Source organism: Comamonas jiangduensis (assembly GCF_030162955.1).
Lineage (GTDB): Bacteria > Pseudomonadota > Gammaproteobacteria > Burkholderiales > Burkholderiaceae_C > Comamonas > Comamonas jiangduensis.
This window is the reverse complement of sequence record NZ_JARXOV010000002.1, coordinates 59,774-85,582: the sequence shown is the minus strand read 5'-3', so window position 1 is coordinate 85,582 and position 25,809 is coordinate 59,774. Positions and strand designations below refer to the sequence as shown.

25 protein-coding genes are annotated in these 25,809 nt (G+C 58.9%); 12 read left to right on the top strand and 13 right to left on the bottom strand.

Annotation, left to right across the window (positions count from 1 at the left end; genetic code table 11):
* Position 1: 1 nt before the first annotated feature.
* From QEP12_RS01855 to QEP12_RS01835, 5 genes are all read left to right on the top strand, one after another.
* Entirely contained in the window at positions 2–913 is a 912-nt protein-coding gene (locus tag QEP12_RS01855) for a LysR family transcriptional regulator (protein WP_174863429.1), read from the top strand.
* A gap of 109 nt (positions 914–1,022) precedes the next feature.
* Complete coding sequence (locus QEP12_RS01850; protein WP_284213194.1) at positions 1,023–1,985, top strand: sulfurtransferase; 963 nt, start codon at positions 1,023–1,025, stop codon at positions 1,983–1,985.
* A gap of 143 nt (positions 1,986–2,128) precedes the next feature.
* Positions 2,129–3,226: a YeeE/YedE thiosulfate transporter family protein gene (locus tag QEP12_RS01845; RefSeq protein ID WP_284213193.1), complete on the top strand. Its 1,098-nt coding sequence runs from the start codon at positions 2,129–2,131 to the stop codon at positions 3,224–3,226.
* 15 nt (positions 3,227–3,241) lie between these two features.
* Positions 3,242–3,409, top strand: coding sequence for a hypothetical protein (locus tag QEP12_RS01840; protein ID WP_284213192.1), 168 nt, complete (start codon positions 3,242–3,244; stop codon positions 3,407–3,409).
* 347 nt (positions 3,410–3,756) lie between these two features.
* The gene (locus QEP12_RS01835) at positions 3,757–5,418 is read left to right on the top strand and encodes a methyl-accepting chemotaxis protein (protein ID WP_284213191.1); all 1,662 of its coding nucleotides are present in this window, start codon (positions 3,757–3,759) and stop codon (positions 5,416–5,418) included.
* An 85-nt stretch (positions 5,419–5,503) separates the two neighbouring features.
* Here the strand turns inward: QEP12_RS01835 and QEP12_RS01830 are convergent, their stop codons facing one another.
* On the bottom strand, positions 5,504–7,036 hold the full coding sequence (locus QEP12_RS01830) for a tripartite tricarboxylate transporter permease (protein ID WP_284213190.1): 1,533 nt from the start codon (positions 7,034–7,036) through the stop codon (positions 5,504–5,506).
* On the bottom strand, positions 7,027–7,593 hold the full coding sequence (locus QEP12_RS01825) for a tripartite tricarboxylate transporter TctB family protein (RefSeq protein ID WP_284213189.1): 567 nt from the start codon (positions 7,591–7,593) through the stop codon (positions 7,027–7,029). The genes QEP12_RS01830 and QEP12_RS01825 overlap by 10 nt, the downstream gene beginning before the upstream one ends.
* A gap of 210 nt (positions 7,594–7,803) precedes the next feature.
* Between QEP12_RS01825 and QEP12_RS01820 the strand changes: the two genes are divergently transcribed.
* The gene (locus QEP12_RS01820) at positions 7,804–8,238 is read left to right on the top strand and encodes an RNA-binding S4 domain-containing protein (protein ID WP_174862880.1); all 435 of its coding nucleotides are present in this window, start codon (positions 7,804–7,806) and stop codon (positions 8,236–8,238) included.
* A 194-nt stretch (positions 8,239–8,432) separates the two neighbouring features.
* Positions 8,433–9,221, top strand: coding sequence for a DNA/RNA non-specific endonuclease (locus QEP12_RS01815; RefSeq protein WP_246254109.1), 789 nt, complete (start codon positions 8,433–8,435; stop codon positions 9,219–9,221).
* An 83-nt stretch (positions 9,222–9,304) separates the two neighbouring features.
* Here QEP12_RS01815 and QEP12_RS01810 read toward each other — a convergent pair whose 3' ends face one another.
* Positions 9,305–9,928 carry a LysE family translocator gene (locus QEP12_RS01810; RefSeq protein WP_431308053.1) on the bottom strand — a complete coding sequence of 208 codons (624 nt, stop codon included), beginning with the start codon at positions 9,926–9,928 and terminating at the stop codon, positions 9,305–9,307.
* Positions 9,929–10,049: 121 nt separating this feature from the next.
* On the opposite strand from QEP12_RS01810, the gene QEP12_RS01805 reads away from it, so the two are divergent.
* Positions 10,050–10,505, top strand: coding sequence for an Lrp/AsnC family transcriptional regulator (locus tag QEP12_RS01805; protein WP_174862881.1), 456 nt, complete (start codon positions 10,050–10,052; stop codon positions 10,503–10,505).
* A 165-nt stretch (positions 10,506–10,670) separates the two neighbouring features.
* Here QEP12_RS01805 and murI read toward each other — a convergent pair whose 3' ends face one another.
* Positions 10,671–11,540, bottom strand: a complete 870-nt coding sequence (gene murI, locus QEP12_RS01800) for a glutamate racemase (protein ID WP_219162273.1) — start codon at positions 11,538–11,540, stop codon at positions 10,671–10,673.
* A gap of 141 nt (positions 11,541–11,681) precedes the next feature.
* Complete coding sequence (locus QEP12_RS01795) at positions 11,682–12,365, bottom strand: c-type cytochrome (RefSeq protein WP_284213187.1); 684 nt, start codon at positions 12,363–12,365, stop codon at positions 11,682–11,684.
* Between the two features lie 266 nt (positions 12,366–12,631).
* Here QEP12_RS01795 and QEP12_RS01790 point away from each other — a divergent pair, with 266 nt between their 5' ends.
* Positions 12,632–14,305 (top strand): methyl-accepting chemotaxis protein, encoded by a 1,674-nt coding sequence (locus QEP12_RS01790; protein ID WP_284213186.1) that lies wholly within the window; start codon positions 12,632–12,634, stop codon positions 14,303–14,305.
* A 159-nt stretch (positions 14,306–14,464) separates the two neighbouring features.
* Here QEP12_RS01790 and QEP12_RS01785 read toward each other — a convergent pair whose 3' ends face one another.
* The 7 genes from QEP12_RS01785 to QEP12_RS01755 all read right to left on the bottom strand — a co-directional run bounded on the left by QEP12_RS01785 (position 14,465) and on the right by QEP12_RS01755 (position 19,867).
* On the bottom strand, positions 14,465–15,535 hold the full coding sequence (locus QEP12_RS01785; protein WP_284213185.1) for a YcjF family protein: 1,071 nt from the start codon (positions 15,533–15,535) through the stop codon (positions 14,465–14,467).
* Between the two features lie 190 nt (positions 15,536–15,725).
* Complete coding sequence (locus QEP12_RS01780) at positions 15,726–16,349, bottom strand: DUF938 domain-containing protein (RefSeq protein ID WP_431308052.1); 624 nt, start codon at positions 16,347–16,349, stop codon at positions 15,726–15,728.
* Between the two features lie 394 nt (positions 16,350–16,743).
* Positions 16,744–17,175, bottom strand: a complete 432-nt coding sequence (locus tag QEP12_RS01775; RefSeq protein WP_284213184.1) for a hypothetical protein — start codon at positions 17,173–17,175, stop codon at positions 16,744–16,746.
* Positions 17,176–17,387: 212 nt separating this feature from the next.
* Complete coding sequence (locus tag QEP12_RS01770) at positions 17,388–17,867, bottom strand: hypothetical protein (protein ID WP_284213183.1); 480 nt, start codon at positions 17,865–17,867, stop codon at positions 17,388–17,390.
* Between the two features lie 99 nt (positions 17,868–17,966).
* Positions 17,967–18,290, bottom strand: coding sequence for a nucleotidyltransferase family protein (locus tag QEP12_RS01765; protein ID WP_284213182.1), 324 nt, complete (start codon positions 18,288–18,290; stop codon positions 17,967–17,969).
* Between the two features lie 18 nt (positions 18,291–18,308).
* Entirely contained in the window at positions 18,309–18,737 is a 429-nt protein-coding gene (locus QEP12_RS01760) for a hypothetical protein (protein WP_284213181.1), read from the bottom strand.
* A gap of 338 nt (positions 18,738–19,075) precedes the next feature.
* Positions 19,076–19,867 (bottom strand): ANT(3'')-Ia family aminoglycoside nucleotidyltransferase AadA2, encoded by a 792-nt coding sequence (locus QEP12_RS01755; protein WP_001206356.1) that lies wholly within the window; start codon positions 19,865–19,867, stop codon positions 19,076–19,078.
* A gap of 125 nt (positions 19,868–19,992) precedes the next feature.
* On the opposite strand from QEP12_RS01755, the gene QEP12_RS01750 reads away from it, so the two are divergent.
* On the top strand, positions 19,993–20,985 hold the full coding sequence (locus QEP12_RS01750) for an integron integrase (RefSeq protein WP_284213180.1): 993 nt from the start codon (positions 19,993–19,995) through the stop codon (positions 20,983–20,985).
* Between the two features lie 93 nt (positions 20,986–21,078).
* Here the strand turns inward: QEP12_RS01750 and QEP12_RS01745 are convergent, their stop codons facing one another.
* Positions 21,079–22,632: a fumarate hydratase gene (locus QEP12_RS01745; RefSeq protein ID WP_174862651.1), complete on the bottom strand. Its 1,554-nt coding sequence runs from the start codon at positions 22,630–22,632 to the stop codon at positions 21,079–21,081.
* Positions 22,633–22,826: 194 nt separating this feature from the next.
* Between QEP12_RS01745 and cls the strand changes: the two genes are divergently transcribed.
* Together cls and fumC are read left to right on the top strand one after the other, a co-directional pair.
* Positions 22,827–24,275: a cardiolipin synthase gene (gene cls / locus QEP12_RS01740; RefSeq protein WP_284213179.1), complete on the top strand. Its 1,449-nt coding sequence runs from the start codon at positions 22,827–22,829 to the stop codon at positions 24,273–24,275.
* Positions 24,276–24,401: 126 nt separating this feature from the next.
* The gene (gene fumC, locus QEP12_RS01735; RefSeq protein WP_284213178.1) at positions 24,402–25,793 is read left to right on the top strand and encodes a class II fumarate hydratase; all 1,392 of its coding nucleotides are present in this window, start codon (positions 24,402–24,404) and stop codon (positions 25,791–25,793) included.
* The last annotated feature ends 16 nt before the right edge of the window (positions 25,794–25,809 follow it).

Below are 25,809 nucleotides of genomic sequence, written 5' to 3'. Positions count from 1 at the left end.
TATGCGACTGGACCCTCTCTCTTTGCGCTTGTTTGTGGCCGTGATGGAAGAACAAGCGATTGCCCGTGCTGCGGCGCGCGAACATATTGCGACCTCGGCAGCCAGCCGCCGCCTCAGCGAGCTGGAAGCACAACTGCAGGTGCGGCTGTTTGAGCGCAGCAACCGCGGCATCTCCCCCACGCCGGCGGCCTACACCCTGCTGGATTTGGCGCGCAATGTGCTGGGCGAAATGGATGGCATTGGCCGCCAGATGCGTGAGTACGGCATGGGCATGCGCGGCCATGTGCGCGTGGTGGCCAATATCTCGGCCATCACCCAGTTCTTGCCTGCCCAGCTGCAAAGCTTTATGGCCCAGCACCCGGAAGTGCAGGTGCATTTGCAAGAAAAAATCAGCAGCGAAATTGCCTTGGCCGTGGCGCAGAACACGGCCGACTTTGGCATCTTGAATGCCGGGCATTACGGCGGCGATTTGCGCTACACCCCCTACCGCACGGATGAGCTGGTGCTGGTTGCCCCCAGTGGCCACCCGCTGACCCAGCAAGCCAAGGTGCGCATGCAGCAAGCACTGACTTACGACTTTGTCGGCGCACACATGGGCAGTGCCTTGAATGGCCTGCTCACCCGCAGCGCCGCCCAGCTGGGGATGCCGCTGAAGCTGCGCATCCAGGTCACCAGCTACGACGCCTTGTGCCTGATGGTGGCTGCGGGCCTGGGCGTGGGGGTGCTGCCGCGCAAAAGTGCGGCGCTGTATGTCAACAGCCTGGGCCTGCAGACGATGGCCCTGGACGAGCCCTGGGCACAGCGCCAGCTGGTGCTGTGCATGCGCTCTTACGAAGCGCTGCCCAGCGCGGCGCAGTCCCTGCTGCACCACTTGACCGACCCCAACTCCGACAGCAGGCCCCTTATTCCTTGAAGTTATATGTTTGCAATAGATCGGTCGTTCCTCTGTGGGCACTGAAGGCGGACAATCGGGGCCATAAGTCTTTTTGTAAGTGCTTGCATTGCACGCAAACACCATCGCCATGCCTTCTTCTAAAACATTGATTGCTTTTTCGCTGTGCCTGAGCGCCAGTGGCTGGGCTTTGGCCGCAGAGCCATTGCTCACACCGCAGCAACTGGCCGCGCTGCTGCCCCAAGCCCAAGCCTCCGCCACCGTGCGCGTGATCGACATCCGCGACCCCAAAAGCTTTGCAGAAAACCACATTCCCGGTGCGGTCAACGCCCCCTACGGCCAATGGCGCGGCCCTGCCACCAACCCTGGCGAGTTGCCCGACCACGCCAAGCTGGTTGCGCTGCTGCAGTCGCTGGGCTTGAAGGCGGACAGTCATGCCGTGGTGGTCTCCAACGGCAAAGACGCCACCGACTTTGGCGCCATGGCCCGCGTGTACTGGACTTTGAAATCGCTGGGGCTGAAGGAGCTGTCCATCGTCAACGGCGGCATGCAAGCATGGAATGCGGCCAAGCTGCCGCTGTCTACGCAGCCCGTCAAAGTGGCGCCCAGCAGCTACGCGCCCACGTTCGATGCGACATGGCTGTCCACCCGCCAAGATGTGCAGCAAAGCCTCAAGCTGAGCAATGCGGTGCTGGTGGACTCACGCCCCGATGCCTTCTACCAAGGCAAAACCCAGGCACCTGCCGCCAAGCTGGCGGGCACCTTGCCTGGTGCGGTGCAGCTGGACTTTAACCAGTGGTTTGAGCCCAAGACCGCCCTCTTTGTCGACACCGCCAAGGCCAAGCAAATTGCCGCCCAAATTCAGGTGCCCGAAGGGCAAGGCGCCGTCGCGTTTTGCAACACCGGCCATTGGGCCGCGACAGACTGGTTTGGCCTGAGTGAAGTGGCAGGTATTCCCAACGTGAAGCTGTACGCTGGATCGATGGTGGACTGGACGCAGCAGCCCGACTTTCCCCAGCTGCAAAACGCTCCCGGCCGCGGTGAGCAATTGCTGCGCTCCACCAAGCAGTGGTGGGAGCGCAAGTTCAACTGAACGCATTGCACAACAATAAAAAAAGAGCGGCTAGCGTACGTATTTCATAGTTTTCAAGCATAAAACACTTTGAAATCTAGATAAATAAAGCGCTAGCAGCTCATGTTTTTGAATAAGAAGATTTTTCGAGAGGCGGTTTCGCAATGAAGCGTTTACCTTTGGCCATCCTGATGGCCGTGTTTTTTGGCTGGCTGTTGTGGTCGGTCTCCGTGCGCCAGGCGGCGTTGTTTGCCGTGGGCATTGGGCTGGGCGCTGTGCTGGCAGGCAAGCGCTTTGGCTTTACCACCGGCTGGCGCATGCTGGTGGAAGACAAAGACCCCTCGGGCGTCTTTGGCCAGTTGCTGCTGCTGGCATTGGCAGCCTGCTTGGCCATGCCACTGCTGGGCCACTTTCCTGAATTGACCGCAGCACTGGGCCCGCCCAGCGTGAGCTTGATCGTCGGCGCGTTTGTCTTTGGCCTGTGCATGCAAATTGCCGACGGCTGCGGCAGCGGCACGCTGTACAAGGCAGGCTTGGGCATTCCCATGAACGCCGCCATCTTGCCGGTGTTTGCCATTGGCAGCTTCCTGGGCAGCGTGCACCTGGGCTGGTGGCTGGACTTGGGCCGCGCAGCGCCCGTGGGCCTGGTCACCGCATGGGGCTGGGATGTGGCCTTGGCCGCCACGCTGGCAGGTTTGGCAGTGGTGGCCGCCGGAGTGAGCTTGTACTGCAAGCGCGCCAACTTGCAAGCGGGGCGCGCACCCAAGCCTTTGTTTGTGCGCAAATGGATCGTGGGCGCCGTGCTGCTGGCCCTGCTGGCCACACTGAATCTGGTGATTGCAGGCCAGCCCTGGGGCGTGGTCTACGGCTTTGGTCTGTGGGCCGCCAAAATTGCCAACGCCACCGGTGCCATGGATGTGGGCAGCACCTGGTTCTGGAGCCAGCCTGGCAACGCCCTGCGCCTGAGCGAGACGGTGCTACTGGACGTGACCTCCATCACCAACATCGGCATCTTGGCCGGCGCCCTGTGGGTGAGCGCCTCCACACCCGCCAGCAGCAAGCCTTTGAGCGGCAAGCAATGGGCGGTGGCGCTGATTGCCGGCCTGGTGCTGGGCTACAGCTCGCGCCTGGCGTTTGGTTGCAACGTGGGCGCCATGTTCTCGGGTATCTCCACAGGCTCCATCCACGGCTGGATCTGGGTGCCACTGGCGTTTGCAGGCACCATTTGGGGTCTGCGCATTCGCCGCCATTTTGGCTTTTAAGAAAGGATGGACGCCATGACACACACAAACACGCTGCGCGCCGTCTTTTGGACGGTGCTGGTAATTTTCTTGGTGTGGGACTTTCACACCTCCCCCCCCGTAGATTTGCGCTTTGAAGCGCCCCTGATTGCTGCGGGCTCTGGCGTGGCCGTGCAAGGTGGCCACTGCTCCATGCCCGACTAAGCACCTACCCACTACGGAGCCAAGGCCGCTTTTGCGGCCTTTTTTATGCCCGCACGCCCTCGAAATACCCCTACCTCCAGCAACATCGCCCCTCAAGAACAGCGGCATCGCGATGGAAGATTTCATCGCAATCTGCGTACAAATGACGGCCAAACGCGGCGATTCACGCCAAAAGAAACAAAAAAAAACATGGGGGTATACCCCTTTTCAATGTAACCAAAAGAACATTTTCATTAACAATCTGCCACAATTTCATGCATATCGTGGGCAGGCTTTATGCATTCGCCACAGGCTCCGGCACATGTGACTCACATGTGCTCACTACTGAAGAGAAACAGGTTTAAGACATGCAAGCAATGAGAGATCTGAGTATCCGCGCCAAGCTGTGGCTTTTGGTCGGTGGACTGCTGGTATTGACAGTCGCGATCACCTTGGCAATGGTTCAGCAGCTCCATGCCAGCAACCAACGCTTGGAAGATATCTATAGCAACCGCGTGTTGCCCATGCAGCAACTCAAGCTGATCTCCGATGGCTATGGCATCAAGCTCGTGGAAGTCACCAACAAGGTGTACAACCAGCAAATCCTGGCGGAGTCTGGCAAAGAAGATCTGGCAAAAATCAAAGTCAGTGCAGAGGCTGCTTGGAAGGATTACCTCTCCACAGATATCACCGAAGAAGAAAAAGCGCTGGCTGACCGCGTAGGTGTCTTGCTGGATGCACTGGCCCCACGCATTGATGATTTGCTGCGTTTGTTTGACCAGCAAGACCATGAGTCGCTGGGCTCTTTCATCGAATACCGCCTGTTCCCCAATGTCAGCCCCTTGGCAGCCAACTTGCAACAGCTGTCCGCGCTGCAAGAAAAGCTGGCCATGCAGGCCTATGAAGAAGCCCAGGCAGAGTTGCAGCGCGCCATCATCTTGGTGGCTGCTGCCGTGGTGGTGGTACTGGTGCTGGCCTTGTTGAGCGCCATCTTGATCATCCGCACCATCACCCGCAGCCTGGACAGCGCGGTGCATGTGGCCGAAACCGTGGCCAAGGGTGATTTGAGCTCCAAGATCGAAGTCACATCGAAGGACGAACTGGGCCGCTTGATGCAAGCGCTAAAGGGCATGAATGACAACCTGATTGGTATCGTCAACCGCATCCGCGAGAGCAGCGAATCGATCGCTACTGGCTCTACCGAAATCTCGACCGGCAACAACGATTTGTCGCAGCGCACCGAAGAGCAAGCCAGCAACTTGCAGCAAACCGCCGCCAGCATGGAGCAGCTGGCCTCGACCGTGCGCAACAACACCGACAACGCGCACCAAGCCACAGCCCTGGCGCGCGACGCTGCCCAAACCGCCAGCCAAGGCGGCGAAGCCATGGAGCAAGTCACACGCACCATGGAGACCATCTCCACCAGCTCACGCAAGATTGCCGACATCATTGGCGTGATCGACGGTATTGCCTTCCAGACCAACATCTTGGCGCTGAACGCCGCCGTCGAAGCAGCCCGCGCCGGTGAGCAAGGTCGCGGCTTTGCCGTGGTGGCGGGTGAAGTGCGTGCTTTGGCGGGCCGCAGCGCCGAAGCCGCCAAGGAAATCAAACAACTGATTCAGCAAAGCGTGAACCAAGTGAGCGAAGGCACGCGCTTGGTCGGTGTCACCGGCCAAACCATCGCCGACGTGGTGCGTCAGGTGCAAAGCGTTTCCACGCTGATTCAAGAAATCAGCAACGCCAGCCAGGAGCAAAGCCAGGGCACCGGCCAAGTCAGCGACGCGATTGCGCAGCTGGACCAGGTCACCCAACAAAATGCGGCCTTGGTGGAAGAAAGCGCAGCCGCAGCCAGCAGCCTCAGCCACCAGGCTGCAGAGCTGAACCAGCTGGTCTCCACCTTCAAAACGGGCACCGGCACCTCGGCACGCTTTGCGGCGCTGTCGCCCCAATTAGCGCCTGCAAGCGCTGCCAGCACCCAAGCCAGCCGCACGACAAAAACCGAGGAGCAAGAGCCCTTGATGCTCCACTAAGCACCGCGCACCACACAAAGGCCTTGGCATGCACCAAGGCCTTTTTTTATGCCGCTGCAGCGCACCCGCCGCCTGCGCAAGCTCGCTACAGCTGCTCTTGCTGCGCCGCAGCGCGTGCCTGTGCCATACGGTGATTGGCCCAACCTTGCAGTGCCCGCGGCAACACTACCAGCGCCACCACGGCCATCAACAGGGTCAGTGCCAAGGGCTGCTGCACAAAAATCGCTAGGCTGCCATTGCCCACCGCCACGGCTTGGCGCAGTTGCACCTCGGCCAGCGGGCCCAGCGCCACACCGATCACCAGCGGCGTCAGCGGAAAATCAAAGCGCCGCATGGCCACGCCCAGCAAGCCCATGCCATAGAGCAGCAACAGATCACCCACGCTCTGGCGCATGCCATAAACACCGGCAGCCGCCAGCACCAGCATGGCGGCGTACAGCTGCGGACGCGGTATGCGCAGCAACACGGTCCACATCCGCACCATGGGCATATTCAGCACCCACAGCATGGCATTGCCAATGAACAACGACGCAATCAGCACCCAGACGAAGCTGTGGCCACTGGTAAACCACTGTGGCCCCGGCAATACCCCATAGTTTTGAAACGCGCCCAGCATCACCGCCGTGGTGTTGCTGGTGGGAATTCCCATCACCAGCAGCGGTATGAGCGCTGCCGTCACCGTGGCATTGTTGGCCGCTTCGGGGCCTGCCACGCCTTCAATCGCGCCCTCACGTCCAAACTCCGCGCGGTAGGCATCGCGCACCATGTAACGCTCGGAGGCATAGCTCACATAGGTGGGCATATCAATACCGCCGATGGGCACACAACCAAAAGGCGCCCCAATCACGGTGCCGCGCAGCCAAGGTCGCCAGGAACGCTTCCAGTCTTGGGCCGACATGCGCACGCGGCCTACGGTATTCAAGGTGCGGCGCACCCGGCCTTCGAACATGGCGGCATGCAACACTTCTGCCACTACAAACAGGCCCACCGCCACCAGCACCATATCGATACCGTCAAGCAGCAACGGCCAGCCTGCAGTCCAGCGCTCCACCCCGGTGACCGACTCTGCCCCCACGCATGCCAGCGCCAGCCCCACAAACAAGGCCGTCATGCCCCGCAAGGTGCTTTTACCAATCGCCGCGCTGACAGCACCCAGCGCCATCACCATGAGCATGAAGATTTCTGCAGGCCCCAGGCGACTGGCAATCCCTGCCACCCAAGGTGCCACCCACACCACCAGCAGCGCCGCCAGCGTGCCCGCCAGCCATGAGCCAATCGCCGCCGTCGCCAGCGCCACGCCTGCACGCCCGTTCAAGGCCATGCGGTTTCCTTCCATGGCGGTGACCATGCTAGCGCTTTCCCCCGGTATATTGAGCAGGATGGAGGTGGTCGATCCGCCATACATGCCCCCGCAGGCAATCGCAATAAAAAAGATGAAAGCCTGGGTGATGTCGACATGGAAAGTCATGGGCAACAGCAGCGCTACGGCCACCGAAGGCCCAAAGCCCGGCAGCACCCCCAGCGCCGTACCCAGCACACACCCCGCCAAAGCCCAGGCCAAATTTTCAGGGGTGGTGGCAACTGCCAGCCCCTGCCACAAGGCATGTATCACATCCATGGCAACCACCCCGCAGGCAAACTGATGCCCAGCACCTTCGTAAAAAGTACGTACACCACGGCAGCCAGCAGCAGCCCGACCGCCCCATCCGTCACCAAACGGATGCCACGCACACCCAGCCCTGGCTGCTCTGCAGCACGCAAGCCCTGCAAAGCCAGCACGTAGCACAGCGCGGCAGCACAGACAAAACCGCTTTGCCGCATCAGCAAGGCACACAGCAGCAGCCCTGCCGTCACCCACACCCATGGCGTAATCTGAAAATGGGCCGCGCTGGTGGACGCTGGCAGATGGCGCCAGCCCCCATGCAGCGCCTCCCAGACCAGCCACCCGCCACACAGGCCCAGCACGCCAGCGCACAAGCCCGGCACCAGCCGCGCTCCGCCATCCAGCTGCAGGGGTTGTGCAGGCAACTGCCAGGTGGCCCAGGCCAGCACCACCGCCACCACAGCAATCACCACCCCCACCGCAATTTGCCATGCAACTGCAGGCGGTGGCACCATCGGCCCTGCCTCTTCCTGCAAAGTCTGCGCAGGCGCTGCTGCGTCTTGTTCAGTCATACGTCACACCTTCTTGTCTGGATTGCATTGCCCAACCATGCAGCGCAAGGCTGCCACCTGTGCCGTGGCGCCGCTCTGCGCAGGATCAAGCTTGTTGGGCTGCTGCATCATCCCGTTCATCGGCATCTGCACAGCCGGTAAAAACCCGGATGGCGCCATGCCTGCCGCGTTCAAGCCACGACTGCCGCAGGCATCCACGACAATGTGCGCATGAGTGAAGTTTCTTCCATGCGACTCGACAAATGGTTATGGGCGGCGCGTTTTTACAAAACCCGTAGCTTGGCCGTGGAACAAATCAGCAAAAACCGTGTGACGGTGAATGCAGCGGCCGCCAAAGCCTCGCGCGAAGTGCGTGTGGGCGACACCATTGCCCTGCGCCAAGGCAATGTGCCCAAAACCGTCCGGGTGATGGGCTTGAGTGCCATGCGTGGCCCTGCGCCCGTGGCCCAGCAGCTCTACCAGGAAACCGCAGAGAGTGTGGCCGAGCGCGAGCGTCTGGCTGAGCAGCACCGCCTGGCACCCGAGCCAGCCAGCAACATCGCACTGCAACACGATGGCCGCCCCAGCAAACGTGATCGCCGCAGCATGGATCGCGTGCGCCACCAATGGAATGACCGCTGGAGTGCCAGCTGGGATGGCAACTAGCCCAACGTCAGCGCGTTGCTTGCAGCGCGCTGACAATGCTGCGCCACAGTGCGCACACAGATAACCGTTCGTCGGAACTTTTTTGCAAAAGCTGCTCCAATCCCTTGCTATTGATTTGTGAACATCAGCCGTAATGGCTGCAAGGGATTTCAGTGATTTTTCAAAAGTTTTCAGCGCGCAGTGCACGCGCTGTCGTGGCATCCGCTTTGGGCGCCGCTTTGTTAAGCGCCTGTTTAAGCAACACTTCTTCCCCCTCCACCTCTGCGACACCTGGCCCTGCAGCGCCAGCGCCCCATGCATCTGCCGCAGCACCAGCCACCAGCCAGCACTTTTCAGCGTGCCGCCAGTTTTTTGCGGCCGGTGAGCCGCCTGCCATCGCCCCCCAGCCCAAGCTGCGTGACCTGTGCTTCGATGCATTTGCCGTCCTGCACAACGGCAACACCCGCACGCCCCTGTTTGTGGCACAGCGACTGAACAAAACGCTGGTGGCCGATGCCGATGAAAAGCGCACCAACAAGTTCTATGCCGACGCCCGCCTGCCCCGCGCCGAACGTGCAGAACTGAACGACTACAAGCGCTCTGGCTATTCCCGTGGCCACATGGCCCCGGCTGCCGATATGCCCACTGCCCAGGCCATGGCGCAAAGCTTTTCGCTGGCCAATATGGTGCCCCAGTCCATCAAGCAAAACAGTGGCCCTTGGGCGCAGATTGAAAAAGACACGCGCCGCTACGCCGCCCGCGCCAAGGGGGATGTGTATGTCATCACCGGCCCGGTCTTTGATGCACAGCCTGCCACCGTGGGCGACAACCGCGTGGCCGTCCCCACCTACCTGTACAAGCTGGTGTATGACGCCAGCAGCAACCGGGCCTGGGCCCACTGGCAAGCCAACCGCGACGATGAGCGCGTGAGTCCTCCCATCAGCTATGCAGAGCTGGTCAAGCGCACCGGCATGGAACTGCTGCCCGGCGTGCAGCCCCAGTAATCACGGGCATGCACCTGTAAAAAAAGCGCTCCCCAGGAGCGCTTTTTTGATGCATGGCCCATTCACCGCCGGTACACAGCGCCCTAGAGAGCTGGGGGCGCGCCCAGCCACAGTTGCTCTGCCATCAGCATGGCAGCAATGCCCACCATCAACCCGCCAGACACCCGCGACACCCATTGCGCCGCTGCAGGCCGCGCACCCAGCACGCGCTGCGAGCCCAGGCCCACCCCCATATAGACCACAGCACAGCTGGCCGCGTGCAAGCCCCCCAGCACCACAATTTGCAACGCCACCGGCCACTGCGCGGTTTGCTGCACAAACTGGGGCAGCAAGGCCAGCAACAGCAGCAACTGCTTGGGGTTCAAGCCACTCACACATGTGCCCTTGGCCAGCCAGTGCCAGGAGGTGTCATTCCCCTGCGCCTGGCCTGCATGGGCGGCACCCGGGCTGCGCCACATCGCCACGCCCAGCCACAGCAAATAGGCCGCGCCCAGCACCGTAATGGCTGTCAGCACCAGCGGGTGCTTGGCCACCAGCGCCCCCACGCCTGCCGCAACCGCCAAGGTAGCCAGCATGGCCCCCAAGGCCAGCCCCAGCACGGCAGGCGCCACTTTGGAGCGGCCACGCAAGCCTGCCGAAATGGCATAGGCCCAGTCGGCCCCCGGCGTCACCACAAGAAGCAAGGAAACGGCCCAAAACGCGGCCATCATGGTCACTGACACAGCACACCTACACAGGTTTTTGAAAGCAGCAAGGATAGGAAGATCAGCGGAAAATGTGCTCCCTATAACTTCCCCAAAAATTCTAGATTTTGGAAAATTTCACCCCATGAACGCCTTAGATCGAAAAATTCTTGCTGAACTCGAAAACGACGGGCGATTAACCGTCACCGAACTGGCAGAGCGGGTGGGCTTGAGCCTCTCGCCCTGCCACCGGCGCGTGCGTGCGCTGGAGGAGTCCGGCGTCATCCGGGGCTACCGCGCCCAACTGGACGCATCGGCGCTGGGGCTGGAATTTGCCGCGCTGGTGTTTGTGACACTGACGGGCAGCAAAGCCGTGGCGGAGTTTGAACAGGCCGTTGCCCAGCTCGAAAACGTGGTGCAGGCCCAGCGCCTATTTGGGGAACCCGACTACCTGCTGCACGTGGTGGCACATGACCTGCCGGCTTTTCAGCGCTTTTATGACGAGCGCCTCACCGCCCTGCCGGGTATGCACCGCATGACATCCACCTTGGTCATGAAAGAAGTGGTGGCCAACCGCCCGCTCACTGCAGCGATGGACTGAGCGCCCCTGCACAGGCACTCGGATTGGCTCGCTGCCGGCGCATGGGGTTGAGGCTTAAATAAGCCTCTAGCGCAGATGCAGCTTACGCAAGCAGCTATCTATTTGTTTCAACATCCTTCGGCCGTGCAATGGCCGCTGTCAGCGGCTATCAGCTGCTGAAGCGGGCTAGACCTGCACCGTCGCGCAGCAGCTGGCCGGCAGCTGCAACCAGCGCTGGGCCGCCGCTTGCAGCGAGGGCAAAGAGCCCGTCGTCATCAACCGGATCTGATGGGCTTGCGCACAGGCATCGGGGGGAGTCTGCGCAGGCTCGGGGCGCAAACGCTGCTGCTGCGCCAGCAAGCGCCGCGTCTGGCGCGCCACCGGGGCCCCCGTGTCAATCAGTTGCACCTCCGGCCCCAGCAAGGCCCGCAACTCCTCTTTGATAAAGATGTAGTGCGTGCAACCCAGCACCAACGTATCCATCTCACCAGTTTTCAAGCCAAATTGGCCTAAAGCGCTGATGTAGCGTGCGCTGAGTGCTTCAATTTCTGAAGCTTCGCCCGCCGCTTCTGGCTGCTGCAAAGTGCTCAGCTCAATGGCGCGCGCCAAGCCATCGCAGGCTTGCACATGAAACTGCACGTTCTGGCCATGTTCGCTCAGCAGCTTGCGAAAGCGGCGACTCTCTACGGTGCCCCGCGTTGCCATCACCCCCACATGCTGGGTCTGGCTGGAAGCCGCTGCCGGCTTGATGGCAGGCTCCACCCCAATCAGCGGCAACTGCGGCATGGCCGCCCGCAGGGATTCCACCGCAGCAGCGGTGGCCGTGTTGCAGGCTATCACCAGCGCCTTGATGCCGTGCTGTGCCTGCAAATGCTGGGCAATCGCGTGGGTACGCGCCTGCACAAAGGCATCGCCACGCTCACCGTAGGGCGCGTTGCCGCTGTCTGCAAGGTAGACGAAATGTTCATGGGGCAACTCGCGGCGCAGTGCTTGCAACACGCTCAAGCCGCCAATACCGCTGTCAAAAACGCCAATCGGCGAGGTCGCCAAAGTCATGGAGCAACAAATAGGGTTGTGCAAATAACCGCCAAGTATGCGCCCGTGCACAGCCCTGTGCGGCCCTGAGCAACGACAAGCCCCTGCAGGCACATGCCATGCAGGGGCGGTGGACGGTGCATCGCCTGCAGCAGCGGGCAATTACGGCATGGTTTCCAAATACGTGGCCAAGGCCTGAATGTCTTGGTCTGACATGCCCTTGGTCACAAACGCCATGTTCGGGTCAGAGCGCACGCTGCTGCCGTCACGGTAGCGTTTCAAGGTGAGATCGACGTACCCAGCGTGCTGGCCCGCAATGCGGGGCAAACGCTCGTTGCCATGGCCGTTGGCAGCGTGGCAGTTGATGCAAATACGCTCGTAATACGCTTTGCCGCGCGCATGCATTGCCGCATCTTTGGGTGGGCGGGGGGCCAGCTTTTCTTTCTCGTAAAACAGCACCATGCCCACCATTTCATCGCGGTTCATGGCTTTCAAAATGCCTTCCATGAAGGCGTTCTTGCGCGTGCCCTGTGAAAACTGGCGAATCTGTTCCACCAGATAAGCCGGGTTTTGCCCATCCAGGTAAGGCACTTCCAAAATGGCCTGGCCGTTTTGACCACCGTGGCAATTGACACACACTGCCGCCACTTTTTTGCCCAGGCCATAAAGCTTTTGTCCCAGCTCGGGGTTGGCCTGCGCTTCGTGCAAGCGCGCCTGCAAGTCGGCCTGGGTGATGGTTTTGCCCGCCTGCGCATAGGCCACAGGTTGCAGCGCGAACGCCAGCAAAACGGCACCGACAGCGGTTGTGAAACAAAAGTGCAAAGAGGCGAAAGAGCGCAAATGCATGAGCAAATCCAGGGCGTGCAGCAAGGTGTAACCGTTTCATTATCTGCACATCGCTGCGCATTACCAGCCGCTGCAACAAGCTGACCAAAGCTTGATCTAGCGCCTTGCCAAAGATGCCAAACCACGCTCTCACTTGCCATCGGCAAGGGGCATCAATGGGCGTATGCCCCAATACGCACCGTCTCACATTTGGTTTCAACTGCAATTTCGCACGGTCGTGCTTTTACAAGTGCAGCGCCGCTATTTCCTCCACCAGACAAACCGCCATGAAGCACCTCAGTGTGACGACAAAGCTGTGGCTCGGCGTTGGCAGCATTGTGCTGGGCGCCATCGTGATCGTGGGCCACGCCGGCTACAACTCCGCCAGCCACCAAAAGCAGTTCAACGAACAAGACCGCCTGCTGTCGCAGCGGCTGGATCAAGCCGCGCAATGGAGTGCGCTGGCCCAGGTCAACATCGTACGCACACAAGCCGCGCTCTCCAGCAGTGATGCACAGGAGGCAGCCGAGCTGGCCACGCAAATCAGCGCCACCCAGCAAGTGATTGCCACGCTGCAGCAAGCTTTGCAGGCCAGCAGCACCGGCAGCCAGGACCAGGCAGCGCTGCAACAGCTGGCGCAACTGCGCCAAACGATGCTGTCGCTCACCGAGCAAGCCCAGCGCAGCAAAACGAATCCAGGCGCTGCGCCTGCCGAGCTGCAAACCGCCCGCAGCAGCCTGCGCCAAGCCGCTCAGGCCTACGCCAGCGCCCTGCAGCAATACGTGCAGCAGCAAACCCAGCAGCTTGCACAAATGCGCGCCGACATGGGCGCTGCCCGCCAAGGCGTGGTGCGCGCGGCTGCCATCCACATGGTGTTTTTGCTGCTGGGTATTGCTGTGGGCGCCTATTTGCTGATTGGCAGCATTCGCCGCTCCATGCAACAGGCCAACCAGATTGCCGAGCAAATTGCCGCAGGTGATTTGCGCTCGAATTTTGGTGAAGACGTGCGCCACGACGAATTTGGCCAGTTGCTACAGTCGCTGCAGCGCATGAGCCAGTCGCTGTCCAGCATGATGGAGGATGTGCGCCAAAGCGACGATGCCATCACCTTGGCCAGCAGCGAGATCGCCTCGGGCAACCAAGACTTGTCGCAGCGCACCGAAGTCACCTCCAGCCACCTGCAGCAAGCCGCTGCGGCCATGCTGCAACTGACCCAGACCCTGCAAGCAACCGCCAGCAGCGCCCAGCACGCCGCAGGTTTGGCGCAACAAGCCTGCGGCGTGGCACAGCGCGGCGGCACGGTGGTACACCAAGTGGTGGAGGCCATGACCGACATCCACAGCAGCAGCCAAAAGATTGCCGACATCATTGGGGTGATTGACGGCATTGCCTTCCAAACCAATATTCTGGCGCTGAACGCCGCCGTAGAAGCCGCCCGCGCCGGTGAGCAAGGCCGGGGCTTTGCCGTAGTGGCCGCCGAAGTGCGCACGCTGGCCCAGCGCAGTGCCCAAGCCGCCAAAGAAATCAAAACCCTGATTCAGGCTTCGGTTGACCGTATTGCCGACGGCGCCAGCCTGGTGCAAAGCGCAGGCAGCACCATGACCGAGGTGGTGCAATCCATTCACCGCGTCACCGAAGTCATGCACACCATCAACACCAACGCGGCCGAGCAGCGCGATGGCGTGGCCCAGGTGAACGAAGCCGTGGGTTCCCTGGACCAAATGACCCAGCAAAACGCCGCCCTGGTCGAGCAAAGTGCCGCCGCCGCACACAGCCTGCGCGCGCAGTCGGAACATCTGCGCGAGCTGGTGCAGCGCTTCAAGGTGCAGGCTGTAGCCCCCAGCGCCCTCGCACGGCCCACAAGGGCTCAGGCGGTGCTACCCCGCCCCCCAACAACCAGCGCCCCCTTGCACACCTTGGCTGCACGCAAGCCCCAGCCGGCCAGTGCCGGGGTGGAATAGCACCCGATGCAGATCAGCAAAACGCAAGTTTCATAGCTACCAGCGCTTGCCCAGTAAGCACCACAGTCATATTTGACACCAAGCTTTGCACTTTGCATATCCACCAACACCAAGGGCTGCACCAGGCAGCCCTTGGTGTTTCACTGGCACACGCCGGATTTAGCCGCCGCGCACCATGCTCAAAATTTTCGCGGTGTTCAGCCCCCGCGCGGTTTCCTGCATCTGCGGCAGATAGCGCGCCTGCAACTGGCGCCCGTCTTGCATCACGTGCTGGTAAGCGTCTTTGAGCATGTCTGTGCTCAACGTGCGATCGCCCGCGTAGTACTGGTTGGCCACATGGCCCAGCGCATACGTGCTGGCAAAGCTCATGCCGCTGCTCACCGCCTGCTTGCCCAAGCCACCGAGCAAACCACCGCCCACCTTGCCCAGCAAACCGCCCAGCAACTTGCGGCCCGCTTGCTCCAGGTACTGCGAGGTCAGGCCCACGCCCAGCGTGGCCAGAAAGTCTTTGATGTGGCCGCTGTCGAGCTGGTAGCCATAGCTTTGGCCAATTTGGTAGACCAGCCGCATCTGCAGCGGAATGATGGCCAGCGTGGACAAGTTCTCGGGCAGCAACTCAATGGCGCCATTGAGGATAGAGGCCTTGAGGATTTTGCTGTCCATCTCTGCCGCGCTCAGGCTGCCGGGGCGGCGCTGCGCTGCCGTTTGGGGCAAGGCATCCACCGCCGCAGGGTGCGGCACGCTCACGCTGGCAGGCAGTTGCACCGCTGCTTCAGGGGCGGCTGCCACCTGCACCGGCGCATCGGCCACGGCACGGGCTTGGGACCCAAATTGGGAGGCAGCGCTTGCTGCACCGGCGTTGACAGCTACCGCTGCAGGAGCAACCGAGGCCGCCGCAGATGCTGCGCCCATGCCCAGCGCCGCACGCAGCTGCGCCAAAAAGGCATCTTCCTTGGGGCTGGTGTGGCCATCGGCGTCACACACGCACACCGCCATCTCATAGGCCAGCTGGCGGGCGTGCTCGCTGGTCAGGCGGGCCGCTGCCGACTCCAGATTCACACGGCGCAACAACACATCTTGGTACAGACCGGGCAGGTTGATGGCTTGGTCGCCCGCCAGCCCCTCGGCCACTTGGCGAATTTGCTCGCGCTCGCGGTCGTGCTTTTCGCCATCGGCAAACGATGCCAACAAACACAAAGTCAGGGTGGCACGGATTTCGTCGTGTGTCATGCAGGGGTTCCAGACAAGGAAAGGTCAAAGAAAACGGTAAGAGTACGGCGTGTTAACTAAGGTTCCTGGCTGCATTTTTCAATGCGCGCAGCAACTTTGCTTACAAATCGCGCCAACCTATTGCTCAAGAAACATCAAAAACAAGAGCTGCTATCGCTTGCTAGATAAGCGCTAAAGGCCTGTTTGATGCTTATGCACTGAGCGATGCTTTTTCAAACACCAAAATCCGGTTATTGGCAGGCATGGCATGGTCTTGCCGCAAATGCAGGCCGTGCTGGGCGGCCAGCGCCACCACGGCCTCAAAGTCTCGAATGCCACTGTCCACATCGCACGCTTTGAGCCATGCGTCGAATGCACGGTTGCTCTCGCTGGTGAAGGTGCCGCCGTAGTTAAACGGCCCATAGACCGCAAACACCCCGCCCGCGGGCAAGTGCTGCCCGAGCAGCGTGAACAAGCGCTGCACCAGCGGCCACGCCACGATGTGCAGCGTGTTGCTGGTAAAGACCGCGTCAAACACGCCATCGGCGGTGTGGGGCCAGTCACTGCAGCGCAAGTCCATGTCGAGCGGCAAGCGCAGATTGGGCGCGGGGAAATCGGCATGCCACGCGGCTATCCCCGCATGCAGCGCGGGCAGCTCGCTGGTCTGCCAAATCACGTGCGGCAAACGCGGTGCCAAGTACACGCTGTGCTGGCCCGTGCCGGAGCCAATTTCCAGAACATGCGTGCTGTGGGCAAAGGCGTGCTGCAGCACTTCAAAAATGGGGGCTTGGTTGTTTTCGCAAGCTTGGGCAAAAGGGCGCTTCATGTGCGGCATCATGGCACAGCGATTCATTTCTTATTTTTGATAGCTGATTGCCTATGCATCTAATGGGCTAAATGGCTTTTTGATGCATTTTTTTGTGGGATGCGCTGAGGTCAGTTTTCCACCGCCACAAAGTCACTCAAAAATCGCTGGGGCATAGCGCACCTGTGGACTGTAAATTCCGCTTTCAGAACTACCGAGCGCTTCGCTGCACTATCTTCCAAAGCAAATAGCCACCCCAAGCGCTCAAAGGCGAAGCCATAAACAACGCCAAATATCCAGCGATTTAATGCTTGCAAAGGCAAATGACGTTTGAATATTCATGGGATTGAATGGGTAGGAATAAAAGGCAGGCTAACGGACAAGATAAGCCGACCGCAGTATGCGGTTCGGCTTGAGCGCCGGGTTAGGTTTCATTACATCCATCTTGTTTTTGACTCAACCGCTTGACAATTCCCTCAATCATCTTTGCTTCAGATTCGGTGAAGTGAGCTTCTTGACCTGCTTCAGTCGTTCGTATTTTCTTCTTCAGCTTAAGCAACCTGTAGCTACCGTAACCGAGTCCGCCTGCACCGGCTGCCGCTGCTCCACCAATAGCGAGCGGAATCCAGATAGGCGTGGCAGAAATGATGCCGACTGACATTAAAGCTCCTGTTATGCCTGAGGCGCCGACAGTTGTGCCAAATAATCCAGCACCACCAATGATGCTCCCAGCAACTCCAGTAACATAAAGCGCACCTACTCCAAGGGTTGATGCTGCTGCTGTCAGTAACCCACCAATTGCCGCAGTACTGAGGTAAGTTCCGGCAACATAGCCGGCGGCAGACGTAACGATCATGCCCCCGGCAGCATGCGGAACTAATGACCCGCCGGCAGCAAGCGCAGAGATGATGGGAATGAGCGGTAATGGCATTCGACTCTCCGATTTTTGTGGTCTAACGCCCTGAGTTCAGCCGACGCCGAAGGCGGTCGGCTGCGACGAAAAGTTAGACCCGAAGGTCGAAACGGAGGGCGCAACGGAGATACGTTTGTACAATTTTGAGAGTAAGTTTAACAGCCTGCAATTTGTGCTTCTACAACAATAAGCTCTGTTTCTAGAGATTGAAGTCGAGTGTTTGTGCGGACGCGAAATGAGTCGCGACTGGAAGGTGGTTCAGTTGCGGTTTTAATAACTCTTGTTCCGTCTATTGACACCATGCAGGAAAAATTGACACTGAAATTATCTCTATCGGTGCTATCGGTGACTTGAATGCCGACGCCGATATATCGTTTTGTTGTGCCGCGCAATTCTGCGGAAATTGATGTGTACCCAATTGATCTTGAGTCTAGATGTCGCTCAATATAATTCCGGCATGTCGAGATGGCAATTTTTTCTGGATTGCGCTTCTCGATTTCTATTTGAGATAATATAAACTCCCGCTTTTTCAGCAACTTCTCTTTGCCGCATAGTTTGTCGCCAAGCCATCCTGCATTTGTGTTTGTAGATATGGCAAGCAAAATTGATGGTAATATATATAAGAATTTTTTCATATGCCTTTGACTCGGCGTTGCACGTCTTTGAAGTGGAATAACTAGAATTGGATCTAGCCATTTACTAATGAAATAGCCGATAAATGATTAATTGCGTGTTTAAATTATTGAATTGTAAACTATCAAAATTTGATCCTTTAGATATGCATCTACATGTGGCGTTTCTTTTCCGTTATACCCCTGTAAATCTACGTTATATGGCACGAATTTCGCTATTGAATGCTTGAGTCGTTTAGCCTCTCCAATCCATGTAGCGTTGACATCTTCATCGCCAGGCAACTTGCGAAGTTCAACGGCAATATCTAAATCGCTATCTGGTCGATGCGTGCCTTTGAGGCGACTGCCAAAAATGTAAACTTTGGTTACTATGGGTTCATTTTTGGCCCAGTTTTGAAGGGCTTCACTTATTTCGCAGATATTCATTTAAAAATGAAATATATTTTATTGGCAATCTGAAAATTTTATTTTTATCTTTTGTTCTCCACTTGGAGTCAAATAAGCGTGCTCAAAAAATCCACCTCGTTGCAAAAATGCACGTCGCGTCGCATTCCCGCAAGAATTTTGTATTATATGATTTCTGATCGCAGATGAATTTATTGTAATATCTGATTTATATTTATAAATAAAAGTTTTCGTTTGATTTGAATAAAAAGCGCCAAGCAAAATAGTCGTTCGATCTATTTGTTGCGGCGCGGACTTTGATACTCCCTCGGCCATGGATTTGCCTAGATTATCAAAATCGGCATTTGATAATTTCAATATTCCTTCGGCTGATGCGTATGATTGACCAATTGTTAATAAAAATAACGCAATAATTGCTGAAATTGAAAACAAAAGTTTTGCCGGAGGGTTAATAGAGTTTGTGGTCATAATATTTGGGGTGTCATAAGTTTAAATTAGTTCTTTTTTATATTGATTTATTCGAAAAATTTTATATATTGAAAATTTGTTAGAAGTTTAAATTTACTTCTTTTTTGGCAAGACAAACCAAAGAGCAAACATTGTCGCGAAACCGAGTTGGGTACTGAGGGCGGTACTCGGCTGTAAATTATTCAATTCACGATAAACGTTGTTGCCGATGAAGACGACGAAATAAGCAACAAAGCAAATGAGAATTCTAAAAATTATGTTCATTTTTACTCCGAAAATCTAACGCCGGAGTTAAGCCGCCGCGCGTAGCGCGGTCGGCTTGAACGAATTGTTAGACATCATTTACCAACTGACTTGATGATCTCGCCTTTCACAAAGCGAATAAATTCTTCCAAGTGATCTGCGCGTGAGGCCAAGTGATCTTCTTTTTGTCCCAGATAAGCTTGCTTAGCTTCAAGTAAGACGGGCTGATACTGGGCAGGTAGGCGTTTTATTGCCCAGTCGGCAGCGACATCCTTCGGCGCGATTTTGCCGGTTATTGCGCTGTACCAAATGCGGGACAACGTAAGCACTACATTTCGCTCATCGCCGGCCCAGTCGGGCTGCGAGTTCCATAGCTTCAAGGTTTCCCTCAGCGCCTCGAATAGATCCTGTTCAGGAACCGGGTCAAAGAATTCCTCCGCTGCCGGACCTACCAAGGCAACGCTATGTTCTCTTGCTTTTGTAAGCAGGATAGCTAGATCAATGTCGATCATGGCTGGCTCGAAGATACCCGCAAGAATGTCATTGCGCTGCCATTCTCCAAATTGCAGCTCGCGCTTAGCCGGATAACGCCACGGGATGATGTCGTCATGCACGACAAGGGTGACTTCTATAGCGCGGAGCGTCTCGCTCTCGCCAGGGAAAGCCGAAGCCTCCATAAGATCATTGAGCAATGCTCGCCGCGTCGTTTCATCAAGCTTTACGGCCACAGTAACCAACAAATCAATATCGCTGTATGGCTTCAGGCCGCCATCCACTGCGGAGCCGTACAAATGCACGGCCAGCAACGTTGATTCCAGATGGCGCTCAATGACGCTTAGCACCTCTGATAGTTGGTTCGAAATTTCGATGGTCACCGCTTCCCTCATGATGTCTAACTAGATTTAGGTGAGATGGATCGTAGTGATACTGACCATCTAATGCAATCACGTTAGTCAGGCTCTATAGGGAAAATGCCAATAGCTAACATTTTGAGCGGTCTAAAAATTGGCGGATGGATGCATCCCCTCCTCCCCCTAAATTGCTCACCCGCCTGCGGGAGCATTTGCGTACGCGGCACTACAGCATTCGCACGGAGGAGGCTTATGCCGATTGGGCCAAGCGCTTTATTCTTTTTCACCACAAGCGCCATCCACAAGACATGGGCGCGGCAGAGGTGGAAGCTTTTTTGACGCATTTGGCCGTGGAGCGGCAAGTGGCAGCATCCACGCAAAACCAGGCCAAAGCGGCGCTGCTGTACCTCTACAAGCAGGTTTTGAATATCGAACTGCCCTGGCTCGATGAGGTGGTGCAAGCCAAGACACCGCAGCGCTTGCCGGTAGTGCTGACCCCCAGCGAGGTGCGCGAGTTGCTGCTGCATATGGAAGGCACCCCCAGTCTGATCTGCCACTTGCTCTATGGCACGGGCATGCGGGTGCTGGAGGGGCTGCGGCTGCGCGTCAAAGACATTGAGTTTGAACGGCGCGAGATTGTGGTGCGTGAGGGCAAGGGCAACAAAGACCGGGTGACCGTGCTGCCAGAAAACCTGATCACCCCACTCAAAGCCCAGCTGCAAAAAGTGCGTGCGCTGCACGAAAAAGATGTGCTGGCAGGTTTTGGCCGGGTGTATCTGCCCCATGCGCTGGCGGTGAAGTACCCGGAGGCTGATCGCAGCTGGCCTTGGCAGTGGGTCTTCCCATCCCCGGTGCGCTCGCAAGACCCACGGCCAGATGCACGCACGGGGGAGTTGCTGGAGCGCAGGCACCACGTGCTGCCCACCTCCGTGCAGCGCGCCGTGCGCGATGCCGCCCGCAGAGCGGGTATTGCCAAGCCGGTGTCTCCCCATGTGCTGCGCCACTCTTTTGCCACACATTTGCTGCAGGCGGGCTACGACATACGCACGGTGCAGGAGCTGCTGGGCCATGCCGATGTGAGCACCACCATGATTTACACCCACGTGCTCAACAAGGGCGGGCGCGGCATTTTGAGCCCGCTGGATGCACTGTAAATAGCGCGAAACCGCACAACGCAGCCGCACAATGCAACCACAAAAAAACCGCCAGAAGGCGGTTTTGCTTTTGAAGGCTAAGGCGGCTGTGCGTTAAGCACCTGCCACGCTGATGCCCTTGAATTCGCCGGTCGCAATCTTTTCCTTCCAGATTGCGGGGCCGGTGATGTGGGCGCTGGTGCCGCCCGCATCCACCGCCACGGTCACGGGCATGTCGACCACGTCAAATTCGTAGATGGCTTCCATGCCCAGGTCTTCAAAGCCCACCACCTTGGCGTGCTTGATGGCCTTGGACACCAGGTAAGCAGCGCCACCCACAGCCATCAGATAGGCCGACTTGTGGTTCTTGATGCTTTCGATTGCCACGGGGCCGCGCTCGGCCTTACCCACCATGGCGATCAGGCCGGTTTGCTCCAGCATCATGTCGGTGAACTTGTCCATGCGGGTGGCGGTAGTGGGGCCAGCGGGGCCAACTGCCTCATCACGCACGGCATCCACGGGGCCGACGTAGTAAATCACGCGGTTGGTGAAGTCCACAGGCAGCTTCTCGCCCTTGGCCAGCATGTCCTGAATGCGCTTGTGGGCAGCGTCGCGGCCAGTCAGCATCTTGCCGTTGAGCAGCAGGGTGTCGCCGGGCTTCCAGCTGGCCACTTCTTCCTTGGTCAGATTGTTCAAGTCCACCTTCTTGGACTTGTTGTAGTCCGGTGCCCAGTCAATCTTGGGCCACACGTCCATCGATGGAGGGTCCAGGAACACGGGGCCAGAGCCGTCCAGCACAAAGTGCGCGTGGCGGGTGGCGGCGCAGTTGGGGATCATGGCCACGGGCTTGGAGGCCGCGTGCGTGGGATACATATTGATCTTGACGTCCAGCACGGTGGTCAGGCCGCCCAGGCCTTGGGCACCAATACCCAACGCGTTGATCTTTTCGAACAGCTCCAAGCGCAGTTTTTCCACGTCATCCAACTCTGCACCGCTGGCAGCTTTTTGCTGCAGCTCGTACATGTTCAGGTCTTCCATCAGGCTTTCTTTGGCCAGCAAGACGGCTTTTTCTGCCGTGCCGCCAATGCCGATACCGATCATGCCGGGGGGGCACCAGCCTGCGCCCATGGTGGGGATGGTCTTCAAAACCCACTCAACGAGGTCATCGCTGGGGTTCATCATGATCATCTTGGACTTGTTCTCAGAGCCGCCGCCCTTGGCCGCCACGGTCACTTCCACCGTATTGCCGGGCACGATCTGCACGTTGATCACGGCGGGGGTATTGTCCTTGGTGTTCTTGCGCTTAAAGTGGGGGTCAGCCACCACGGAGGCGCGCAGGGTGTTGTCGGGGTGGTTGTAGCCACGGCGCACGCCTTCGTTGATGGCGTCTTCCAGACCCATGGTGAAGCCGTCCCACTTCACATCCATGCCCACCTTCAGGAACACGTTGACGATGCCGGTGTCCTGGCAGATGGGGCGCTGGCCCGTGGCGCTCATCTTGGAGTTGGTCAAGATTTGGGCCATCGCATCCTTGGCCGCAGGGCTTTGCTCGCGCTCATAGGCGCGTGCCAGATGCTGGATGAAATCCGGCGTGTGGTAGTAGCTGATGTACTGGAGGGCACCTGCGACCGAATCGATCAGGTCTTGCTGGCGGATGGAGGTAGTCATCGTGAAGCTTCTCTCGGTTTGTTATAGGCACGCACAGGCGCCGGAAAAATCTTGCCAATTATCGGCGCAACTGTGACCACCTGCGCGCCATAGCCGACAAGTCTTATATAGGACTGAAGGCTTTAGGGTTCACCTGCTGCACGGTCACCCCAGCGCTGGAGTCCAGCCAGCCTGCCCTGTATGCTGCTTGCCCTATGACATGGTTTTTGATCGTCTTGCACGGCGTGGTGGTGCTGGGCCTGGGACTGCGCATTTTGTGGCGTACCGATATGCGCCCCGACGTGCGCATGGGCTGGCTGGTGACGGCGGTGCTGCTGCCCTTGGTCAGCTGCGTGCTGTATTACCTGTTTGGCGAAGTCGCACTGCGCCGTGGGGGGCGCACCCAGCACATCAACGTGCATGACTACCAGCAGCGCTGCCACCCCCACCTGCTGCCCACTCCGCAAGCGGTGCGCGACACCATTGACCACCGCTGGCACAGTGCATTTGGCTATGCGGCATCCATCAATGGCTTTACCCCGAACTTGGGCCACCAGGCCGAATTGATGGCTGACGGCGCAAGCGCCCGCGCACGCATGCTGCAAGACATGGAGGCGGCGCAGCATGAAATCCACGTGCTGTACTACATCTGGCTGGATGACCACACGGGCTGCGACGTGGCCCACGCCTTGATGCGTGCCGCCCAGCGCGGCGTGCAATGCCGCGCCATGGTGGATGGCCTGGGCTCCCGGGCCATGGTGCATTCGCCGCTGTGGCAGCAGATGCAGCAGGCGGGGGTTGAAGTGGCGGTGGCCCAGCCGCTGAGTCACCCTGTGCGGGTGCTGCTGACCAGCCGCATTGACCTGCGCAACCACCGCAAGATCACCCTGATTGACCGCCAGATCACCTATATCGGCAGCCAGAACTGCGCCGACGAGGCATTTTTGCCCAAGGCCGCCTACGCACCGTGGGTGGACATCATGTTGCGCCTGCAAGGCCCGGTGGTGCAGCAAATGCAGTGGGTGTTTGCCAGCGACTGGAACCAGTCTGGTGCCAAGCCCTTTGCCCCCCCGCCCCCTCTGGCCCTGCCACCGCCAAGCGACATGCCTGCGGCAGGCTTTGCCGCCGTCACGATGGCCGAAGGCCCGACCGAGCGCGCACGCTCCACCTCCGAGCTGGTGTCGGTGCTGCTGGCCTGCGCCCAGCACGAAGTGGTGATTTCCACCCCGTACTTTGTCCCCGATGCCACCGTGCTCGACGCCCTGTGCGCCACTGCCTGGCGCGGCGTGCAGCTCACGCTGATCACCCCGGCACGCAATGATTCCGCCTTTGTTGCAGCCGCCAGCCGCAGCTACTACCACCGCTTGCTGCAGGCCGGTGTGCACATCTATGAATTTACGCCCGGCTTGTTGCACGCCAAAACCTTGTGCGTGGATGGGCAAGTCACGCTGCTGGGCTCCACCAACCTGGATTTGCGCAGTTTTGACCTGAACTTTGAAAACAATGTGCTGCTGCAAGATGCCGCAATCACTCTGGCGGTGCGTGCACGGCAGAGCGCGTACATCGCGCAGTCGCGCCCCGTCACGCTGGCACAGGTGCAAGCATGGCCGTGGTGGCAACGTATATGGAACAACCTGTTGGCCACGCTCAGTCCGTTGCTCTAAGGCTGGGGTATCAGCAGGCGTGCCGCCCCTTGGCAAGGGCCGGCAAGCTATTGCTGTAATTGAGAGCGACTCTCAAACAACGCGCTACGATGGTCAGGTCTTTGTACCCACAGGAGTTGCCTTGCCATGACTGCCACCCGCATCGAGAAAGACACCTTCGGCCCGATCGCCGTGCCCGCAGACAAACTCTGGGGGGCGCAAACCCAGCGTTCGCTGCAGAACTTTGACATCAGTGGCGAGCAGCAGCCGCGCGAAATCATTGCAGCGCTGGCCCAGGTCAAAAAAGCCAGCGCTACGGTGAACAGCGCATTGGGGCTGCTGGATGCCAAGAAGGCCACCGCCATCAACGCCGCAGCCGATGAAGTCCTGGCAGGCCTACACCCCAGCGAATTTCCGCTGGTGGTGTGGCAAACCGGCTCAGGCACCCAAACCAATATGAATGTGAATGAAGTGCTGGCCAACCGCGCCAGCGAGCTGCTGGGCGGCGTGCGCGGCGAGGCGCGCTTGGTGCACCCGAACGACGAGGTCAACAAAAGCCAGTCCAGCAACGACGTCTACCCCACGGCCATGCACGTGGCAGCGGTCACCGCCATTGAGCAAAAACTGCTGCCCGCCATCACCCAGTTGCGCGCCACGCTGCAGGCCAAGAGCGAGGCCTTTGCCGATATCGTCAAGATTGGTCGCACCCACTTGCAAGACGCCACACCGCTGACGCTAGGCCAGGAAATCTCCGGCTGGGTGGCACAGTTGGCGCACGGCGAGCAGCATGTGCGCGCCGCCCTGCCCCATTTGTACGAGCTGGCCCTGGGCGGCACGGCTGTGGGCACAGGGCTGAATGCACCCCAAGGCTATGCCGAAGGCGTGGCGGCCGAGCTGGCCCGGCTGATGGGCTACCCCTTCATTACCTCGCCCAACAAGTTCGAAGCGCTGGCCAGTTGCGACGCGCTGGTGCACGCCCATGGCGCGCTCAAGACCCTGGCCGCCAGCCTGATGAAGATTGCCAACGATGTGCGCTGGCTGGCCAGTGGCCCGCGTAGTGGATTGGGCGAGATCCGTATTCCCGAGAACGAACCGGGCTCCTCCATCATGCCCGGCAAGGTGAACCCCACGCAGTCCGAAGCCATGACCATGCTGTCTGCGCAAGTCTTTGGCAACGATGTCGCCATCAACTTTGGCGGTGCCAGCGGCAACTTTGAGCTGAACGTGTTCCGCCCGCTGGTGGCGCACAACTTTTTGCAAAGCGTGCGCCTGCTAGCAGATGGCATGGTCAGCTTCAACACGCACTGCGCCGTGGGCATCGAGCCCAACCGCGAACGCATTGCCGAGCTGGTCGATCGCTCGCTGATGCTGGTCACCGCACTGAACCCGCACATTGGCTACGACAAGGCCGCCTCTATCGCCAAGAAAGCGCACCACGAAGGCAGCAGCCTGCGCGATGCCGCGATTGCCAGCGGCCATGTGACGGCAGAGCAGTTTGACCAGTGGGTGGTGGCCAAAGACATGGTGGGCAATCTGTAGCACAGCCGCAGCGCGC

Excerpts from the sequence above, each read along its gene's own strand:
- QEP12_RS01855 (WP_174863429.1), top strand. The coding sequence starts at position 2 with ATGCGACTGGACCCTCTCTCTTTGCGCTTGTTTGTGGCCGTGATGGAA.
- QEP12_RS01850 (WP_284213194.1), top strand. The coding sequence starts at position 1,023 with ATGCCTTCTTCTAAAACATTGATTGCTTTTTCGCTGTGCCTGAGCGCC.
- QEP12_RS01845 (WP_284213193.1), top strand. The coding sequence starts at position 2,129 with ATGAAGCGTTTACCTTTGGCCATCCTGATGGCCGTGTTTTTTGGCTGG.
- QEP12_RS01840 (WP_284213192.1), top strand. The coding sequence starts at position 3,242 with ATGACACACACAAACACGCTGCGCGCCGTCTTTTGGACGGTGCTGGTA.
- QEP12_RS01835 (WP_284213191.1), top strand. The coding sequence starts at position 3,757 with ATGCAAGCAATGAGAGATCTGAGTATCCGCGCCAAGCTGTGGCTTTTG.
- QEP12_RS01830 (WP_284213190.1), bottom strand. The coding sequence starts at position 7,036 with ATGGATGTGATACATGCCTTGTGGCAGGGGCTGGCAGTTGCCACCACC.
- QEP12_RS01825 (WP_284213189.1), bottom strand. The coding sequence starts at position 7,593 with ATGACTGAACAAGACGCAGCAGCGCCTGCGCAGACTTTGCAGGAAGAG.
- QEP12_RS01820 (WP_174862880.1), top strand. The coding sequence starts at position 7,804 with ATGAGTGAAGTTTCTTCCATGCGACTCGACAAATGGTTATGGGCGGCG.
- QEP12_RS01810 (WP_431308053.1), bottom strand. The coding sequence starts at position 9,928 with ATGGCCGCGTTTTGGGCCGTTTCCTTGCTTCTTGTGGTGACGCCGGGG.
- QEP12_RS01805 (WP_174862881.1), top strand. The coding sequence starts at position 10,050 with ATGAACGCCTTAGATCGAAAAATTCTTGCTGAACTCGAAAACGACGGG.
- murI (WP_219162273.1), bottom strand. The coding sequence starts at position 11,540 with ATGACTTTGGCGACCTCGCCGATTGGCGTTTTTGACAGCGGTATTGGC.
- QEP12_RS01795 (WP_284213187.1), bottom strand. The coding sequence starts at position 12,365 with ATGCATTTGCGCTCTTTCGCCTCTTTGCACTTTTGTTTCACAACCGCT.
- QEP12_RS01790 (WP_284213186.1), top strand. The coding sequence starts at position 12,632 with ATGAAGCACCTCAGTGTGACGACAAAGCTGTGGCTCGGCGTTGGCAGC.
- QEP12_RS01785 (WP_284213185.1), bottom strand. The coding sequence starts at position 15,535 with ATGACACACGACGAAATCCGTGCCACCCTGACTTTGTGTTTGTTGGCA.
- QEP12_RS01780 (WP_431308052.1), bottom strand. The coding sequence starts at position 16,349 with ATGCCGCACATGAAGCGCCCTTTTGCCCAAGCTTGCGAAAACAACCAA.
- QEP12_RS01775 (WP_284213184.1), bottom strand. The coding sequence starts at position 17,175 with ATGATCGTTACGTCTGCCGCCGGCTATGTTGCCGGAACTTACCTCAGT.
- QEP12_RS01770 (WP_284213183.1), bottom strand. The coding sequence starts at position 17,867 with ATGAAAAAATTCTTATATATATTACCATCAATTTTGCTTGCCATATCT.
- QEP12_RS01765 (WP_284213182.1), bottom strand. The coding sequence starts at position 18,290 with ATGAATATCTGCGAAATAAGTGAAGCCCTTCAAAACTGGGCCAAAAAT.
- QEP12_RS01760 (WP_284213181.1), bottom strand. The coding sequence starts at position 18,737 with ATGACCACAAACTCTATTAACCCTCCGGCAAAACTTTTGTTTTCAATT.
- QEP12_RS01755 (WP_001206356.1), bottom strand. The coding sequence starts at position 19,867 with ATGAGGGAAGCGGTGACCATCGAAATTTCGAACCAACTATCAGAGGTG.
- QEP12_RS01750 (WP_284213180.1), top strand. The coding sequence starts at position 19,993 with ATGGATGCATCCCCTCCTCCCCCTAAATTGCTCACCCGCCTGCGGGAG.
- QEP12_RS01745 (WP_174862651.1), bottom strand. The coding sequence starts at position 22,632 with ATGACTACCTCCATCCGCCAGCAAGACCTGATCGATTCGGTCGCAGGT.
- cls (WP_284213179.1), top strand. The coding sequence starts at position 22,827 with ATGACATGGTTTTTGATCGTCTTGCACGGCGTGGTGGTGCTGGGCCTG.
- fumC (WP_284213178.1), top strand. The coding sequence starts at position 24,402 with ATGACTGCCACCCGCATCGAGAAAGACACCTTCGGCCCGATCGCCGTG.